This window comes from Geodermatophilus nigrescens, assembly GCF_900129495.1.
GTDB lineage: Bacteria > Actinomycetota > Actinomycetes > Mycobacteriales > Geodermatophilaceae > Geodermatophilus > Geodermatophilus nigrescens.
The window spans coordinates 1206397-1223215 of the sequence record NZ_FQVX01000001.1; the positions used below are offsets into that span (position 1 = coordinate 1206397).

The window sequence follows — 16819 nt, forward strand, 5'->3', positions numbered from 1 at the left end:
TCGGAACCGCCCCCGCTGGTCACCGTCAGTGTAGAGGCGATCACGCATCGGCGCCTCCCGACGGAGGCGGTCGGAACCGGGCGGGACGGCGTCTACCCTGGACCGGTCATGAGCGGAGAGAGCCTCTACCCCCGTCTCGAGCCCCTGCTGGCCCAGGTGCAGAAGCCCATCCAGTACGTGGGCGGTGAGCTGAACGCCCAGGTCAAGGCCTGGGACGACGTCGCCGTGCACTGGGCGCTGATGTACCCCGACGCCTACGAGGTGGGGCTGCCCAACCAGGGGCTCATGATCCTCTACGAGGTGCTCAACGAGCGCCCCGATGCGCTGGCCGAGCGCACGTACGCCGTCTGGCCCGACCTCGCCGCCCTCATGCGCGAGCACGGCGTCGGCCAGTTCACCGTCGACGCGCACCGCCCGGTGCGCGACTTCGACGTCCTCGGCGTCAGCTTCGCCACCGAGCTCGGCTACACCAACCTCCTCGAGGCCCTCGACCTCGCCGGCGTCCCGCTGCACGCGGTCGACCGCGACGAGACGCACCCCGTCGTCGTCGCCGGCGGTCACGCGGCGTTCAACCCGGAGCCGGTCGCCGACTTCGTCGACTGCGCCGTCCTCGGCGACGGCGAGCAGGTCGTCGGCGACGTCACCGACGTGGTGGCGGCGTGGAAGGAGCAGGGCCGCCCGGGCGGCCGCGAGGAGCTCCTCGCGCGCCTCTCCCGCGTCGACGGCGTGTACGTGCCGCGCTTCTACGCCGTCTCCTACGGCCCCGACGGCGCGATCGCCGCGGTGACCCCGACCCGCGACGACGTGCCCGCCCGGGTCGGCAAGCGCACCGTCATGGACCTCGACGAGTGGCCCTACCCGAAGACGCCGCTGGTGCCGCTGGCGGAGAGCGTGCACGAGCGGATGAGCGTGGAGATCTTCCGCGGCTGCACGCGCGGCTGCCGGTTCTGCCAGGCCGGGATGATCACCCGCCCGGTGCGCGAGCGCACGATCACGGGCATCGGCTCGATGGTCGACCAGGGGCTGCGCGCCACCGGGTACGAGGAGGTCGGGCTGCTCTCGCTGTCGAGCGCCGACCACTCCGAGATCGCGCAGGTGGCCAAGGAGCTCGCCGACCGCTACGAGGGCACCAACACCGGCCTGTCGCTGCCCTCCACCCGCGTCGACGCCTTCAACGTCACCCTCGCCAACGAGCTGTCCCGCAACGGCCGCCGGTCGGGGCTCACCTTCGCCCCCGAGGGCGGCAGCGAGCGGATCCGCCGGGTGATCAACAAGACCGTGTCCAAGGAGGACCTGGTCCGCACGGTCACCACCGCGTACGCCAACGGCTGGACGCAGGTGAAGCTGTACTTCATGTGCGGCCTCCCCACGGAGACCGACGAGGACGTGCTCGAGATCGCCGAGCTCGCCGTCGAGGTCATCCGCGCCGGCCGCGAGGCCAGCGGGCGCAGGGACATCCGCTGCACCGTCTCGATCGGCGGGTTCGTGCCCAAGCCGCACACCCCGTTCCAGTGGGCCGCGCAGGCCAGCGCCGAGACGATCGACCACCGGCTGCGGGTGCTGCGGCAGGCCATCAACGCCGACCGCCGCATCGGCCGCTCCATCGGCCTGCGCTACCACGACGGCAAGCCCGGCGTGATCGAGGGACTGCTCTCCCGCGGCGACCGCCGCGTCGGGCGGGTCATCGAGCGGGTGTGGCGCGAGGGCGGCCGCTTCGACGGCTGGAGCGAGCACTTCTCCTACGAGCGGTGGACGGCCGCCGCGGCCGAGGAGCTGGCCGCTTTCGGCGTCGACCTCGACTGGTTCACCACCCGCGAGCGCACCCAGCACGAGGTCCTGCCCTGGGACCACCTGGACTCGGGGCTGGACAAGGAGTGGCTCTGGGACGACTGGCAGGAGGCGCTCTCGGAGGAGGAGGTCGCCGACTGCCGGTGGACCCCCTGCTACGACTGCGGCGTCTGCCCGACCATGGGCACCGAGATCCAGATCGGCCCCACCGGGCGCAGCCTGCTGCCGCTCACCGTCGTCGGGCGCTGACGGGTGGCCCGCTCGCCGGAGGGCCCGCCTCCGCCGCCCACGGTCCAGAAGCTGCGGCTGCGCTACGCCAAGCGCGGCCCGCTGCGCTTCGCATCCCACCGCGACCTCGCCCGCGCGCTCGAGCGGGCGCTGCGCCGGTCGCGGGTGCCCATGGCCTACTCGGCCGGCTTCACCCCGCACCCGAAGATCAGCTACGTCGGGGCGGCGCCCACCGGGGCGGCCAGCGAGGCCGAGTACCTGGAGATCGGGCTGGCCGAGCGGCGCGACCCGGAGGAGGTCCGCGCGGCGCTGGACGCGTCGCTGCCGCCGGGCATCGACGTCCTCGAGTGCGTCGAGGCGGCCGAGGGCGGGGGGTCGCTGGCCGACCGGATCGACGCGGCGCGGTGGAGCATCGAGCTGCCCGGGATCGAGCCCGAGCACCTGTCGGCGGTGGTCGCGGAGTTCCTCGCCCGCGACGAGGTGACCGTGGCCAAGCGCACGAAGAACGGCCTGCGCGACGTCGATGCGCGCGGCCCCGTGGCGTCGGCGTCCGTGGGCGGTGCGGCAGGGCGTGCCATACTGCACGTGGTCGTCCGGCAGGTGACGCCCGCCGTTCGACCCGACGACGTGGTGGCCGCTCTGGCTGCCGTCGCCGACCTGCGCCCGCCGTCGCCCCCACGGGCCGTGCGTGAGGCGCAGGGCCGGCTCGACGGCAGTGGGACCGTGGCCGATCCGCTCGGTCCCGACCGAGAGGCGCGCACCCGCTGCCAGGGGGAGCACGCCGCGGTCTGACCGGAGCAGCCCGGGAGCCACCCGCCGTCGCGCGACACGGCTGCCAGACGTGCCGCACCCCGACCGGTACCACCCGAGACCACCGGCACCACCGCACCACCCAGACCACCGCACCACCTGCAGTCCGCACCACCTGCAGTCCGGCCCCGGCCGCGGCGACCGCCGACCCGGGACCGACCCACAGACTTCGCAGGCCGGGCGAGCCCGCCGTACCCAGTGCGGCCGCCCGGCCCGCCCAACCCGTGCTCCTGCGCGGCCGCCTGTCCCCGCCGGGGACCGGCGCCCGGGAGCACCACACAGGAGGCGAGCCCTCGTGGCCGACCAGGACGACGACACCACCACCACGCCCGGGGGAGCCGGCAGCGGCACCCCCGACCTCCCGCCCGGCGACGCCGCGGCCGCGGAGGTCCTCACCGGGGAGGCGGCGACCGGCGAGAGCGGCGGCGAGCCGCTCCCGGAGCCGGAGGCCTCCGCCGGGGAGGCTCCCGCCGAGGACGCCCCCGCCGCGGAGGCGCCTCCCGCCGAGGCCCCTGCTGAGGCCACCGCCGAGGACCCCGCCGCGGACCCCGTCGACGAGGCCGAGGACGAGGAGCCGGTCGGCCCCCGCTTCGGCGCCCAGTTCAGCTCCCCGGAGCCCACCGCCGTCATCGCCCGGCCCCGCCGCCGGGCCACCCGCCCCGCCGGCGCCGCCGACCCCGGCAACGTCGAGGCCGCACCTCCGCCGCCGGCACCGCCGCGGCCGGCCTTCGTCAGCTTCGTGGCACCGCTCGAGCCCGAGGTCGCGCCTGCCCCGCGCCGCCGCAGCCGCCGCCCGCTGCCCGAGTCGCCCGACGTCGAGGAGCTCGAGGGCCTCGACGACGTCCCCGCGCCCGCCGCGGACGACGAGGACGCGCCCGCGCCGCGCTCCCGCCGCGGCCGCTCCCGCCGCCGCGCCGCCGCGGACGCCGAGGCGCCCGCCGAGGAGACCCCGCTCGAGGACACCTCCGACACCGGCCGGGACACCGGCCGGGACGACGACGCCGACGACGAGGTCGACCGCGACGACGCCGAGGACGGAGACCGCGAGGAGGCCGGCGGGAGCAGCCGCCGCCGTCGCCGGGGCCGCCGGGGCCGCGGGCGGGGCCGCAGCGGCGAGGACGCCGCCGACGACACCGACCGCGACGACGCCGACGCCGACGAGGACGCCGGGCGCAGCGGCGAGCGCGGTGGCGAGCGCGCCGCCGACGAGGACGCCGAGGACACCGACGACGACGCCGACACCGGCGAGGACGCCGAGGGCGACGAGGCCGAGGGCGGCTCGACCACCCGGCGCCGCCGCCGTCGCCGCCGCCGTGGCGGGGAGCCCGCGGGCGAGGCGGCGGCCGAGGACGACGACGACCGTCCCGAGCGCGCCGGCCGCAACGGCCGCGCGACCAGCGACGACGACGTCCGCGGGGTCACCGGCTCCACCCGGCTCGAGGCCAAGCGCCAGCGCCGCCGGGAGGGCCGTGACAGCGGGCGCCGCCGCGCGCCGATCCTCACCGAGGCCGAGTTCCTCGCCCGCCGCGAGGCGGTGGAGCGCCGCATGGTCATCCGCCAGCGCGGTGAGCGCACCCAGATCGCCGTCCTCGAGGACGGCGTGCTCGTGGAGCACTACGTCACCCAGGCGCAGGCGACGTCCTTCGCCGGCAACGTCTACCTCGGCCGGGTGCAGAACGTGCTGCCCAGCATGGAGGCGGCGTTCGTCGACATCGGCAAGGGGCGCAACGCCGTCCTGTACGCCGGTGAGGTCAACTGGGACGCCGCCGGCCTGACCGGCAAGCAGCGCTCCATCGAGCAGGCGCTCAAGTCCGGCGACAAGGTGCTGGTGCAGGTCACCAAGGACCCGATCGGCCACAAGGGCGCCCGGCTGACCCAGCAGGTGAACCTGCCCGGCCGGTTCCTCGTCTACGTGCCCGGCGGGTCGATGACCGGGATCAGCCGCAAGCTGCCCGACACCGAGCGGCAGCGGCTCAAGGACATCCTCAAGAAGATCGTCCCCGAGGACGCCGGCGTGATCATCCGGACTGCCGCGGAGGGTGCCTCGGAGGAGGAGCTCACCCGCGACGTCGCCCGGCTGCAGGCGCAGTGGGAGGTCATCCAGCAGAAGTCGCAGTCGACGAGCAACGCCCCGACGCTGCTCTACGGCGAGCCCGACCTCGCCATCCGGGTGATCCGCGACGTCTTCAACGAGGACTTCACCGAGCTCGTCGTCCAGGGCGACGACGCGTGGGACACCGTCGAGGCCTACGTCGCGCACGTCTCCCCGGAGCTGACCGGTCGGCTGACCCGGCACACCGGCGAGGGCGACGTCTTCCGCGACCTGCGCGTCGACGAGCAGCTGGCCAAGGCGCTCGACCGCAAGGTGTGGCTGCCCTCGGGCGGCTCGCTGGTCATCGACCGCACCGAGGCGATGACCGTCGTCGACGTCAACACCGGCAAGTTCACCGGGTCCGGCGGCAACCTCGAGCAGACCGTCACGCGCAACAACATGGAGGCGGCCGAGGAGATCGTCCGCCAGCTCCGGCTCCGCGACATCGGCGGCATCATCGTCATCGACTTCATCGACATGGTGCTCGAGAGCAACCGCGACCTGGTGCTGCGCCGGCTCACCGAGTGCCTGGGCCGCGACCGCACCAAGCACCAGGTGGCCGAGGTGACCTCGCTGGGCCTGGTCCAGATGACCCGCAAGCGGGTCGGCCAGGGCCTGCTCGAGGTGTTCTCCGAGCCGTGCGAGCACTGCCGCGGCCGCGGGGTCCTGGTGCACACCGACCCGGTGGACGACAAGCGCCGCGGCGGCTCCGGCTCCGGCGGCTCCGGCGGGGGCAACGGCGGCAACGGCCGGCGGGACCAGCGCGGTGACCAGCGCAAGGACGCCGAGCGCAAGGAGACCGAGCGCAAGGAGACCGAGCGCAAGGAGACCGAGCGCACCGAGGCCGCCTCGGCCGAGCAGGCCGCGACGGACGCCGACGGCTCCGGCGACGGGTCCGGCGCCGCCAACGGCTCGGGGGAGGGGCAGCGCTCGGGCGGCCGCCGCAACCGGGGACGCCGCAACCGCGGCCAGTCCGGTGAGGAGCGCGCCGCCGAGGACGCCGCCGTGCTCGCCGCGGCCGCCGGGGGCGACACGGCGTCCGGGGACACCGCGTCCGGCGACACCGCCGCCGAGGACACCGCCGCCGACGCCGCCCAGGACGTCGCGCCGGCCGAGGACGTCCCCACCGAGGACGCCCCGGCCCAGGACCCGACGCCCGCCGACGTCGCCACCGAGGTCACCGTCCCCGACGAGGCCACCCCGGAGTTGCCCGCGGCCGACGCGGTCGCCGGGCCGGCCGAGGTCGACGTCACGGTGCAGTTCGGCGCCGAGGTCCCGGGGGCCGAGGTGACCGAGCGCGAACCCGCCGCGGCCGAGCCCGAGCCGGAGACCGCCGCGGCGGCGGACGAGGACGTGCCCCCGGGTGCCGGCCCGGACGACGCCGGCCCCGGGGACGACGAGCCGGTGCCCGCCGACGGCGTCGCGGGGAACGGCACCGGCGACGCCGCAGGCGCCGAGGACGCGGCCGTCCCGCCCGCCCGCCCGCGCCGGCGCCGGGCCGCCAGCCGCCCGGCGGGCCCGCCCGCCAGCTGACCTCCGGGCGCCCGGGGCCGCGTTCGACCTGGTCCCGGGCGCTCGGGTACGCTGGTCGGGTTGCACCGCCCCGGACCGGGCTCCCTCCCGGGGCCGAGGAGGCGGTGCGGCCCGTCCAGCACCCGGTGCCCGCGCCGGGGTGCGCCCAGGACGCATCGCGGGACAGACAGCAGCGATCGAGGAGTTCAGTGGTGTACGCAGTCGTGAAGGCCGGTGGCCGGCAGCACAAGGTGGCCGTGGGCGACCGGTTCACGGTCAACCGTCTCGCGGGTGAGGCGGGCGACTCCGTCACCCTCCCGGCCCTGCTCCTGGTCGACGGCGACACCGTCACCAGCGACGCGCAGGCGCTGGCCGGCGTGACCGTGACCGGCGAGATCGTCGGGCACGGCAAGGGCCCGAAGATCCGCATCCACAAGTTCAAGAACAAGACGGGCTACCACAAGCGTCAGGGCCACCGTCAGCCGCTGACCGACGTGGTCGTCCGCGACATCACGAAGGGCTGACGACGACATGGCACACAAGAAGGGCGCCTCGTCCTCCCGCAACGGCCGCGACTCGAACGCCCAGCGCCTCGGCGTGAAGCGCTTCGGCGGCCAGGTCGTCAAGGCCGGCGAGATCATCGTGCGCCAGCGCGGCACCCACTTCCACCCGGGTCTCGGCGTCGGCCGTGGCGGCGACGACACGCTGTTCGCCCTGACCCCGGGCGCGGTCACCTTCGGCACCAGCCGTGGCCGCAAGACCGTCTCGATCACGACGGTCGACGCCTGAGCCGCAGGCTCGGGACCAGATCTCCGTACCGCCACGAGCGCACGGGCCGTCCGGCCCGTGCGCTCGTCGGCGTTGAGCAGGCAGTGAGCAGGTAGAGCAGAGATGGCCGCGTTCGTCGACCGCGTCGTCGTGCACGTCGCCGCGGGCAACGGCGGTCACGGCGTCGCGTCCGTGCACCGCGAGAAGTACAAGCCCCTCGGCGGCCCCGACGGCGGCAACGGGGGCAACGGGGGCGACGTCGTCCTCGAGGTGGACCCCAACGTCCACACCCTCCTGGACTTCCACCACCGCCCGCACCAGAAGGCCGGCAACGGCCGCCCCGGCGCCGGCAGCCACCGGCACGGCGCCAACGGCGAGGAGCGCGTGCTGCGCGTCCCCGAGGGCACCGTGGTCAGCGTCGACGGCGAGGTGGTCGCCGACCTGGTGGGCGCCGGCACCCGCGTCGTGCTGGCGCAGGGCGGGAAGGGCGGCCTGGGCAACGCGGCGCTGGCCAACCCCCGCCGCAAGGCGCCGGGCTTCGCGCTGCTCGGCGAGCCGGGCGAGGCCTTCGACGCCGTGCTGGAGCTCAAGAGCGTCGCCGACGTCGGCCTGGTCGGCTTCCCCTCGGCCGGCAAGTCCTCGCTGATCGCCGCCATGTCCGCGGCGCGGCCGAAGATCGCCGACTACCCGTTCACCACGCTGGTGCCCAACCTCGGCGTGGTGCGGGCGGGCGACACCGTCTTCACGATGGCCGACGTCCCCGGGCTCATCCCCGGCGCGGCCACCGGCAAGGGCCTCGGCCTGCAGTTCCTCCGGCACGTCGAGCGCTGCGCGGTGCTGGTGCACGTGGTCGACATGGCCACCCTCGAGCCCGGCCGCGACCCCGAGACCGACATCGACGCGCTCACCCGGGAGCTCGCGGAGTACGGCGGCGACGAGCTGGACCTCGTCGGCCGGCTGCGGGTCGCCGTCCTCAACAAGATCGACGTCCCCGACGGGCGGGAGCTGGTCGACCTGGTGCGCCCGGCGCTGGAGGCGCGCGGGCTGCGGGTCTTCCCGGTCAGCGCCGCGACGGGTGAGGGCCTCGACGCGCTCGGCTACGCCCTGGCTGCCGCCGTCGAGGAGTACCGGGCCGCGCTGCCGGCGCCGGAGCCCGCGCGGGTGACGATCGTGCCGCGCGCCGTCGACGACTCCGGCTTCACCGTCACGGCCGAGGACGAGGACACCTTCGTCGTCCGCGGCGCCAAGCCCGAGCGCTGGGTGCGCCAGACCGACTTCAGCAACGACGAGGCCGTGGGCTACCTCGCCGACCGGCTCAACCGGCTCGGCGTGGAGGAGGAGCTCACCCGCCTCGGTGCGCAGGAGGGCGACACCGTCGTCATCGGCGATGTCGCCTTCGACTTCCAGCCGAGCCTGCCCGCCGGCACGCCGCTGGCGGAGGAGACCGCGGGCCTCGGCGGCCGCGGCACCGACAGCCGCATCGACGCCCCGCACCGCGTGCGCGCCGCCGAGCGGCTGGCGGCCAAGAAGGCCCGCCGGGTGCCCTACGAGGTCACCGACACCTGGACCGACGAGGAGCTGCCCGGCGAGGAGCTGCCTGCCGACGACCCGACCGGCGAGGACGAGGCGTGACCGCCCGCCCGGGGATCGCCGGGGCGGGCCGGGTCGTCGTCAAGGTCGGCTCCTCCTCGCTCACCACGCTGCCCGGCGGGCTCGACCCGGCCCGGCTGACCGCGCTGGTCGACGTCCTCGCCGCCGTGCGGGCGCAGGGCCGCGAGGTCGTGCTCGTGTCCTCCGGCGCGATCGCCGCGGGCCTCGCGCCGCTCGGCGTGGAGGGCCGCCCGCGCGACCTCGCGACCGCCCAGGCGGCGGCCAGCGTCGGGCAGCTGCGGCTGGTGCAGACCTACGCCGACGCCTTCGACCGGCACGGCATCACCGTCGGCCAGGTGCTGCTGACCGCCGACGACCTCACCCGGCGCGGTCACTACCGCAACGCCCGCCAGACGCTGGAGCGGCTGCTCACCCTGGGCGCGCTGCCGATCGTCAACGAGAACGACACGGTCGCCACCGAGGAGATCCGCTTCGGCGACAACGACCGCCTCGCCGCGCTCGTCGCGCACGTGGCCGCCGCGGACGCGCTGGTGCTGCTCTCCGACGTCGACGGCGTCTACGACGGCGACCCGCGCACCGGCCCGGCGCAGCTGGTCGACCGGGTGACCGGGCCGGCCGACCTCGCCGCGGTCACCCTCGGCACCGCCCGCCGCAACGGCGTGGGCACCGGCGGCATGGCGACCAAGGTGGAGGCCGCGTTCATCGCGTCCGGCGCCGGCGTGCCCGTCGTCGTCACCTCCACGCCGCAGGCCGCCGCCGCGCTGGCGGGGGAGCGGGTGGGCACGCTGTTCGAGCCCTCGGGCCGCCGCCCGTCAGGCCGCCAGTTCTGGCTGCGCTACGCCAGCCGCCCCCGCGGGCGCCTGCTGCTCGACGACGGCGCGGTGCGCGCGGTGCGCGAGCGGTCGGCGTCGCTGCTGGCCGCCGGGATCACCGGGGTGGACGGCGACTTCCTCGCCGACGACCCGGTGGAGCTGGTCGGCCCCGACGGCGCCGTCGTCGCCCGCGGGCTGGTCGCCTACGACGCCCGCGAGCTGCCCGGCTTGCTCGGCCGGCGCACGCCCGACCTCGACCCGGAGTACCGCCGCGAGGTGGTGCACCGCGACGAGATGGTGCTGGTCGGGCGCCCGCGGGCGGCTGGGAGACTGCCCGGGTGACGATCCGCCCCATCCGCGAGCTCGGTGACCCCGTGCTCCGCACCCCCGCCGACGAGGTGCGGGCCTTCGACCGGGAACTGGCCGCCCTCGTCCGCGACCTCGAGCAGACCGTCGACCACCCCGGCCGCGCCGGGCTGGCCGCGCCGCAGATCGGCGTGAGCGCGCGGGTGTTCAGCTACAACGTCGACGGCGAAATCGGCCACCTGGTCAACCCGCGGGTCGTCGAGCTGTCGGAGGAGACCCAGGACGGCGACGAGGGCTGCCTGTCGATCCCGGGCATCTGGGCGCCCACGGTGCGGGCGATGCACGCCGTCGTCGAGGGGTTCGACGTGCACGGTGAGCCGCTGCGGCTGTCCGGCTCGGGCCTCATGGCGCGCTGCCTGCAGCACGAGGTCGACCACCTCGACGGGAAGGTGTTCCTCGACCGGCTCACCGGGGACGCCCGCAAGGCGGCCCTGCGGGCGCTGCGCGACCGTTGATGGAGGACCTCGTCCTCCTCACCCCTCGCAGGCTCGGGGCGAGCCTCTGGACGAGGCCTTACGGTCAGGTCTCGTGACCGACCTCGCGACCCGCGCCCGCACCCTCCTCGACCTGCACACCGCCCCGGAGATCCTGGTCCTCACCAACGTGTGGGACGTCGTCTCCGCGCAGGTGGTCGCCGCCACCGAGGGGGTGCGCGCCCTCGCCACCGCCAGCCACGGGATCGCCGCGACCTTCGGCTACGAGGACGGCGAGAACATCCCGCTCGACCTGCACCTGGACATGGTCGGCCGGATCGCCGCCGCCGTGGACCTGCCGGTGAGCATGGACATGGAGGCCGGCTACGGCGACGCCGGGGAGACCACCCGCCGGGCGATCGGGAAGGGCGTCGTCGGGGGCAACCTCGAGGACCAGATGAAGCCCCTCGACGACGCCGTGGCCGCCGTCGAGGCCGTGGTCCGCGCCGGGCGCGACGCCGGCATCGACTTCGTGCTCAACGCCCGCACCGACGTCTTCGTGCGGGCGGCCCAGGGCGCCGACCGCGGCGAGCTGGTGGCCGAGGCGATCCGCCGCGGGAGGGCGTTCCTCGAGGCCGGCGCGCCGGTGGTCTTCGTGCCGCGCCTGGTCGACCGCGACGAGATCGCGCAGGTGGTCGAGGGCCTCGGCCGCAACAAGCTGACGCTGATCAGCCCGCCCGGTGCCGCGCTGCCGGCCCGCGAGATGCAGGAGCTCGGCGTCGCCCGCGTCTCCACCGGCCCCTTCACCCAGCGCGTGGCGCTCACCGCGCTGCAGGACGCCGTCGTCGACATGGTCGGCGGCGGGGTGCTGCCGCCCGGCACCCGCGCGCTCAACTGAGGCCGGGCGGTCAGTCCGCGTAGGTGTCGGCCGGCGGGTCGACCGGGGTCACGGACTCCGGGGCGATGACCGGCTCGGGCCAGCCGCGGGTGGGGTGGGGGACTGGCGGCGCCCAGGTGCCGACGACGTCGACCCACTGGTCGGCGGGCAGGTCGCCCCGCGGGCCGTCGACCACGACGGTGTGGGCGACGGCGTCGGCGGCGCAGCACTGGATGGCGATGCGGGTGACGTACCAGCCGCCGCCCTCCCGCGGGGTGACGAAGCCGGTGAGCCGCACGCGCCGGCCCTCGAACGCCGACGTGTCCTCCGCGACGGCGCGGATGGCGTAGGCCGACAGCGGCAGGGTCCGGAAGTCCTCGCCGGGGTCGTCGGGTCCGATGCCCACCGCGACCGGCTGCTCGGCCACCACCTGCTGCGGCTGCCGGGCGGCGGTGAAGGACCCGAGCGCGGGCGGCGCCACGAGCAGCAGCACGGCGACCGGGGCCAGCATCAGCCAGGCCACCCGGGGCCCGTGCGCGTGGCCGTGGTCGTGCCCGTGGTCGTGCCCGTGGTCGTGGTCGTGGTCGTGAGCCTGGTCGTGCCTGTGGTCGTCGGTCCCCAGGGCGCGGCCGGGCCGCTCCCGGACCGCCCCGATCACGCCGAGCACGAGCAGGACGGCCGCGGCGGCGAGCAGGAACGGCCGGAAGCCGGCCTGCACGTAGGCGAGGTACGCGTCGGTGAGCGACACCCGCAGCGTGACGCCGCCGAGCAGCAGTAGCACCAGGGAGGCGGTCAGGCGGTCCACGGCCGGCTCCTCACCACACGACCCAGGCGACGGCCAGCGCCGCGAGCACGGCGACCGCGAACGTCGCCGGAGCGAAGCGCAGCGCGAACCGCCGGCCGAAGGTCCCCGACTGCAGGGCGACGAGCTTGACGTCGACGACCGGGCCGACGACGAGGAACACCAGCCGCGAGGTCAGGCTGAACGACGTCAGGCTCGCCGCCACGAACGCGTCGGCCTCCGAGCAGACGGCCAGCAGCACCGCGAGGACCGCGAGCACGAGCACCGACAGCACCGCCGAGCCCGCCACCGAGTCCAGCCACTCGCGGGGGACGGCGACGTTGAGGGTGGCCGCGGTGAGGCCGCCGACGACGAGGTAGCCGCCGGCGTGCACGAGGTCGTGCTGCGCCGCCTCCCGGAACACCGCGGACCGGGGCGTGCCCGCGGGGGCGCCGGCGCGGGCGGGCAGCCGCAGCCACTCGCCGCGGCCGAACCGCGCCCACAGCCAGCCCATGACCAGGGCGACCGCCAGCGAGGCGGCGAAGCGGGCCGGGGCCATCCACGGCTCGTCGGGGAAGGCGACCGCCGTCGCCACGAGGACGACGGGGTTGATCGCCGGCGCCGACAGCAGGAACGCCAGCGCGGCGGCCGGGGCGACCCCGCGCCGGACGAGGCTGCCGGCCACCGGCACCGCCGCGCACTCGCAGCCGGGCAGCACCGCGCCGCTGAGCCCCGCCACCGGCACCGCCAGCCCGGCACGCCGCGGCATCGCCCGCTCGAAGAAGTCGGCCGGGACGAACGCGGTGATCGCCGCCGACAGCAGCACGCCGAGCACCAGGAAGGGCAGCGCCTGCAGGCAGACGGCGACGAACACCGTGGACCACGCCTGCAGCGCCGGCGCGGTGAACGCCCCGGGCGCGAGGAACCGCACCGCCACGATGGCCAGGCAGGCGACGACCAGGACGTCGGTGGGCAGCAGCCGGCGCCGCGGCGGCGCGGGCGGCGCCTCCGCGGTGGTGGTCGGGCCGGTCACGACCGGCCATCCTGCCGCACGGACCTCGACCGGCGACAAGGGATGAGAACGATACTCATTGACGTTAGTGTGCTCCGCACGGGCGGCCGCAGGACGACGGCGCGCCCGACCGTCCCAGAGGAGCACTCCTGATGCGTCCCGGCATCCACCCCGAGTACCGCACCGTCGTCTTCCGCGACGCCTCGACCGGCACCACCTGGCGCACCCGGTCGACGATCACCACCTCGGCCACCGTCGAGGTCGACGGCGAGGTGCTGCCACTGGTCGTCGTCGACACCAGCGCGGCCTCGCACCCGTTCTGGACCGGCAACCAGCGGGTGCTGGACACCGCCGGCCGGGTCGAGCGGTTCCGCCGCCGCTACGGCGACCGCGGGCGCGGCTGACGTGGCCGCCCCGGTCCGGCAGCGCGTCACCGACCCCGGCGGGCCGGTCCTGGCCCTGTGCCTGGGGCGCCGCTGCTCCGCGCTGCGCGAGCTCTCCGGCACGTCCGGCACCGTCGAGGCGCTGCGGGAGGCCGTCGCCCGCACCCGCGGCGCCGTGCTGGTGACCGCCGGGTGTCTGGGCCCGTGCGCGCTGGCTGCGGTGGGCGCGGTCGCCCACCGCGACGGCGAGAGCGGGTGCTCCGGGCGGACCGTCTGGCTCGCCGGCGTCCACGAGGGCGAGCGGGCCGACGCGCTGGCCGGCTGGATCGGTGCGGGAGGGCCGGCGCCGGACGAGGACCCCGACGCCGGCCTCCCGGTCCCGCTCGTGCCCGCCGTCGCGGGACTCGGCCCGCCGATGCGCCTGGGCGGCTGAGGCGGGCGGCCGGCTCAGACGGTGACGCCGGCCCGGGGGAGCACCAGGCCGCGGACCTCGAACTCGGTCACCGTCGTGGGCGGGAGCTCCCGGCCGCCCAGGACCTCCGCGGACACCGGCCCGACCACCTCCCGGATCCCGCGCTCGTAGGCCTCGCGCGACTCCCACACGTCGATCACCTGGAAGCCGTCCGCGGTCGCGCGGGCCAGGTGCAGCAGCAGCCCCGTCGTCGCCGGGTCCATCCGCGCGAGCATCGCCGCATGGACCGCGTCGTAGGTCTCGACCGGCGCGGACACGTCCGTGATCACACCCAGGGTCATGTCGCCCTCCTCGGCTCCTCCCGGCGGCCCTGCGCCGCCGGCAGTCCCTGCAGGCCCTCCCCGGAGAGCCGGTGCACCGTCGCGGTGCGCCCCGTGACGAGCAGCAGCAGGTCCCCGGTCGTGCCCTCGACGGGTGCGCCCTCGCCGAGCACGAGGTCGCTGTCGGTGGCCCGCAGCTGCAGGCCGGCCAGCCGCCTCCGCACGCCGAACGGGAAGCTCATCGCCCAGGCGCGCCGCGCCGACACGGCCGCGGCGGCCGGCGGGACCGGCCGCGTGCGCCCCAGCGGCAGCGCGATGTCCTGGCCGTGCACGAGGACGTCGGTGAGCGGCTCGACGGGGGAGACGAACGGCGCCCGCCGGCGGGAGCCGACCATAGCCCGGATCCGGCGGCCGTACTCCCGGTCGGGCAGCGGCCCGAGGCGCAGCGCGGTGTCCCGGATCATCCGGTCGAAGCTGCCCCCGGCGCGGATCGCGGCGACCGTCGCCGGCCACGGGCCCATCTGCGCCAGCGTGAGGTGCGCGGCGACGTCGCGGACCCGCCAGGCGCCGCACAGCGACGGCGTCTCCCACTCGGCGGGCGAGAGGTCGTCGAGCAGGTCGGCGAGGTTCGCCCGCTCGGAGTCGATCGTGCGCCAGACGTCGTCGGTGTCCATGGCGGTCTCCGCGAGATCGGTACGATGTCCTGACCATCTAGTCAGAACATCTGACCATCGTCAAGGGGTCCCGTGACCGAGCCCGACCACCAGAACCTGGGCCTGCTCTGCTTCTACCCGCACCGGGCCATGGAGGCCCGGCTGCTCGCGGCGATGGCCGAGGAGGGGTTCGACGACATCACCGCCGCCCAGGGGCGCATCGCCGCGCGGATCGGCCCGCAGGGGACGCGGCTGACCGACCTCGCCGAGCAGGCGCTGGTGACCAAGCAGACGGCGGGCCACCTCGTCGACCAGCTCGAGCGCGCCGGCTACGTGCGGCACGTGCCCGACCCCACCGACGCCCGCGCCCGGCTGGTCCAGATCGCCGAGCGCGGCTGGGCCGTCATCGCGCTGGCCCGTGAGGTGGAGGCGCGGGTGGAGGCCGAGTGGACCGCCCACCTGGGGGAGGAGACGACGGCGCAGCTGCGCGCGGCCCTCACTCGGCTGCGCGAGGTGACCGACCCCTACCGCTGAGCGGCGTGGCAGGCGGCGCAGGTGCCGAAGACCTCGACCTGGTGGGAGACGTCGGTGAACCCGTGCTCGGCGGCCACGCGGGCGGCCCAGCGCTCCACGGGCGCGTCGGCGACCTCGACCGTCGTCCCGCACGAGCGGCAGACCAGGTGGTGGTGGTGCACCGGCGAGCAGCGCCGGTAGGACGCCTCGCCGTCGTCGCCCCGCAGCACGTCGAGCAGGCCGTCGTCGACCAGGGCCTGCAGCGCGCGGTAGACGGTGGCCAGGCCCACGGCGTCGCCGCGGTCGCGGAGCAGGGCGTGCAGGTCCTGCGCGCTGCGGAAGCCGTCCTGCTGCTCGAGCAGCGCGAGCACCGCCGTCCGCTGGCGCGTCTGCCGGCGGGCGGGCGCCTCGGTCGTCTCCGGGCTGCTCACGCGCGCTCCGTCCTCCCCGCCGGGGGCGTCCCGACCGGGTCGCCCGTGTGCTCGTCCGTGTGCTCGTCGTAGTGCACGCCGCTGTCCGTCCGGTGCGGCGCGTGCAGGTGGCCGTCGTGGTCGTAGTCCACGTGGTCGCCGTGCGGCACCGCCCGGTGCCCGCAGCCGGTGCCGTGCTCGTGCGGGTGGGCGGCGTGGACGACGACCCTACGCCCGTGTCGCCGCCGCGCCGTCGCGTCGCGGAGGGCGACGGCGGCCGTGACGGCCAGGAACAGCGCGATCGCCAGCAGCACGATGGTGCCGCCCGAGGGAGTGCCCGTGTAGTACGAGCCGGCGGTGCCGGAGACGCTGACGACGACGCCGATCGCGCACGCCAGGTACAGCGTGGTGCGGAAGCTGCGCCCCACCAGCTGGGCCACGGCGCTGGGCAGGATCATCAGCGCGCTGATGAGCAGCAGGCCCACGACCCGCATCGACAGCACGACCGTCGAGGCCACGAGCGCCGCGAGCACCGTGTTGAGCGGCAGCACCGGCAGCCCGACGGCGCGGGCGTACTCCTCGTCGTCGCTCACCGCGTACAGCCGCTGCCCGAGCAGCCAGACCACGCCCAGCACGACGACGGTGATCACGCCGAACACCGCGACGTCGGCGGCCGTGGTCGTGGTGATCGCGCCGAACAGGTAGGCGTCGAGGTTGGTGGCCTGCCCGCGCGGCGCCAGGGACAGCAGCACGACGCCGCCGGCGATGCCGCCGTAGAAGAGGACGGCGAGGGCGACGTCGCCGCTGGTGCGCCCGCGCGCGCGGACCAGCTCGATGAGCACCGCGCCGAGGACGGCGGCCACCAGGGCAGTGCCCACCGGGGCGCTGGAGGTGAGCACGCCGACGCCGACGCCGGTGAGCGCGACGTGGCCGAGGCCGTCGCCGAGCAGCGACAGCCGCCGCTGGACGAGGAAGACGCCGACGGCGGGCGCGACCAGGCCGACCATCAGCGAGGCCAGCAGCGCCCGCTGCATGAAGCCGTACTCGAGCAGTTCCAC

18 protein-coding genes are annotated in these 16819 nt (G+C 75.9%); 12 read left to right on the forward strand and 6 right to left on the reverse strand.

From position 1 onward, the window contains the following. Nucleotides 1-108 precede the first annotated feature (108 nt). From BUE37_RS06040 to BUE37_RS06080, 9 genes are all read left to right on the forward strand, one after another. Nucleotides 109-2037, forward strand: a complete 1929-nt coding sequence (locus tag BUE37_RS06040) for a TIGR03960 family B12-binding radical SAM protein (RefSeq protein ID WP_073419144.1) — start codon at nucleotides 109-111, stop codon at nucleotides 2035-2037. A gap of 3 nt (nucleotides 2038-2040) precedes the next feature. Beyond that, nucleotides 2041-2808, forward strand: a complete 768-nt coding sequence (locus BUE37_RS06045) for a TIGR03936 family radical SAM-associated protein (protein WP_073419145.1) — start codon at nucleotides 2041-2043, stop codon at nucleotides 2806-2808. Nucleotides 2809-3121: 313 nt separating this feature from the next. Then, on the forward strand, nucleotides 3122-6451 hold the full coding sequence (locus BUE37_RS06050) for a ribonuclease E/G (protein WP_073419146.1): 3330 nt from the start codon (nucleotides 3122-3124) through the stop codon (nucleotides 6449-6451). A 191-nt stretch (nucleotides 6452-6642) separates the two neighbouring features. Beyond that, nucleotides 6643-6954, forward strand: coding sequence for a 50S ribosomal protein L21 (rplU, locus tag BUE37_RS06055; RefSeq protein WP_073419147.1), 312 nt, complete (start codon nucleotides 6643-6645; stop codon nucleotides 6952-6954). 7 nt (nucleotides 6955-6961) lie between these two features. Next, nucleotides 6962-7219 (forward strand): 50S ribosomal protein L27, encoded by a 258-nt coding sequence (rpmA, locus tag BUE37_RS06060; protein ID WP_073419148.1) that lies wholly within the window; start codon nucleotides 6962-6964, stop codon nucleotides 7217-7219. A gap of 102 nt (nucleotides 7220-7321) precedes the next feature. Continuing rightward, the gene (gene obgE, locus BUE37_RS06065; protein ID WP_073419149.1) at nucleotides 7322-8830 is read left to right on the forward strand and encodes a GTPase ObgE; all 1509 of its coding nucleotides are present in this window, start codon (nucleotides 7322-7324) and stop codon (nucleotides 8828-8830) included. Then, on the forward strand, nucleotides 8827-9963 hold the full coding sequence (proB, locus tag BUE37_RS06070) for a glutamate 5-kinase (protein ID WP_073419150.1): 1137 nt from the start codon (nucleotides 8827-8829) through the stop codon (nucleotides 9961-9963). The genes obgE and proB overlap by 4 nt, the downstream gene beginning before the upstream one ends. Beyond that, nucleotides 9960-10442 (forward strand): peptide deformylase, encoded by a 483-nt coding sequence (def, locus tag BUE37_RS06075; RefSeq protein WP_073419151.1) that lies wholly within the window; start codon nucleotides 9960-9962, stop codon nucleotides 10440-10442. The genes proB and def overlap by 4 nt, the downstream gene beginning before the upstream one ends. Before the next feature lie 73 nt (nucleotides 10443-10515). Continuing rightward, nucleotides 10516-11298 (forward strand): isocitrate lyase/PEP mutase family protein, encoded by a 783-nt coding sequence (locus BUE37_RS06080; protein ID WP_073419152.1) that lies wholly within the window; start codon nucleotides 10516-10518, stop codon nucleotides 11296-11298. 10 nt (nucleotides 11299-11308) lie between these two features. Here BUE37_RS06080 and BUE37_RS06085 read toward each other — a convergent pair whose 3' ends face one another. Together BUE37_RS06085 and BUE37_RS06090 are read right to left on the reverse strand one after the other, a co-directional pair. After that, on the reverse strand, nucleotides 11309-12082 hold the full coding sequence (locus tag BUE37_RS06085; RefSeq protein ID WP_073419153.1) for a TIGR03943 family putative permease subunit: 774 nt from the start codon (nucleotides 12080-12082) through the stop codon (nucleotides 11309-11311). A gap of 10 nt (nucleotides 12083-12092) precedes the next feature. Then, nucleotides 12093-13091, reverse strand: coding sequence for a permease (locus BUE37_RS06090; protein ID WP_073419154.1), 999 nt, complete (start codon nucleotides 13089-13091; stop codon nucleotides 12093-12095). Nucleotides 13092-13222: 131 nt separating this feature from the next. Here BUE37_RS06090 and BUE37_RS06095 point away from each other — a divergent pair, with 131 nt between their 5' ends. Together BUE37_RS06095 and BUE37_RS06100 are read left to right on the forward strand one after the other, a co-directional pair. Beyond that, nucleotides 13223-13474, forward strand: coding sequence for a type B 50S ribosomal protein L31 (locus BUE37_RS06095; RefSeq protein WP_073419155.1), 252 nt, complete (start codon nucleotides 13223-13225; stop codon nucleotides 13472-13474). A gap of 1 nt (nucleotide 13475) precedes the next feature. Further along, on the forward strand, nucleotides 13476-13886 hold the full coding sequence (locus BUE37_RS06100) for a hypothetical protein (protein ID WP_073419156.1): 411 nt from the start codon (nucleotides 13476-13478) through the stop codon (nucleotides 13884-13886). 14 nt (nucleotides 13887-13900) lie between these two features. Here BUE37_RS06100 and BUE37_RS06105 read toward each other — a convergent pair whose 3' ends face one another. Next, complete coding sequence (locus BUE37_RS06105; protein WP_073419157.1) at nucleotides 13901-14206, reverse strand: hypothetical protein; 306 nt, start codon at nucleotides 14204-14206, stop codon at nucleotides 13901-13903. Further along, the gene (locus BUE37_RS06110) at nucleotides 14203-14859 is read right to left on the reverse strand and encodes a maleylpyruvate isomerase family mycothiol-dependent enzyme (RefSeq protein WP_073419158.1); all 657 of its coding nucleotides are present in this window, start codon (nucleotides 14857-14859) and stop codon (nucleotides 14203-14205) included. Before BUE37_RS06110 ends, BUE37_RS06105 begins: the two co-directional genes overlap by 4 nt. Nucleotides 14860-14931: 72 nt before the next feature. Between BUE37_RS06110 and BUE37_RS06115 the strand changes: the two genes are divergently transcribed. After that, nucleotides 14932-15372 carry a MarR family winged helix-turn-helix transcriptional regulator gene (locus BUE37_RS06115; RefSeq protein WP_245794323.1) on the forward strand — a complete coding sequence of 147 codons (441 nt, stop codon included), beginning with the start codon at nucleotides 14932-14934 and terminating at the stop codon, nucleotides 15370-15372. On the opposite strand, the gene BUE37_RS06120 is transcribed toward BUE37_RS06115, so the two are convergent. After that, the gene (locus tag BUE37_RS06120; RefSeq protein ID WP_073419159.1) at nucleotides 15363-15782 is read right to left on the reverse strand and encodes a Fur family transcriptional regulator; all 420 of its coding nucleotides are present in this window, start codon (nucleotides 15780-15782) and stop codon (nucleotides 15363-15365) included. The two genes, BUE37_RS06115 and BUE37_RS06120, sit on opposite strands and share 10 nt — an antisense overlap. After that, nucleotides 15779-16819, reverse strand: a complete 1041-nt coding sequence (locus BUE37_RS06125) for a metal ABC transporter permease (RefSeq protein ID WP_073419160.1) — start codon at nucleotides 16817-16819, stop codon at nucleotides 15779-15781. Before BUE37_RS06125 ends, BUE37_RS06120 begins: the two co-directional genes overlap by 4 nt.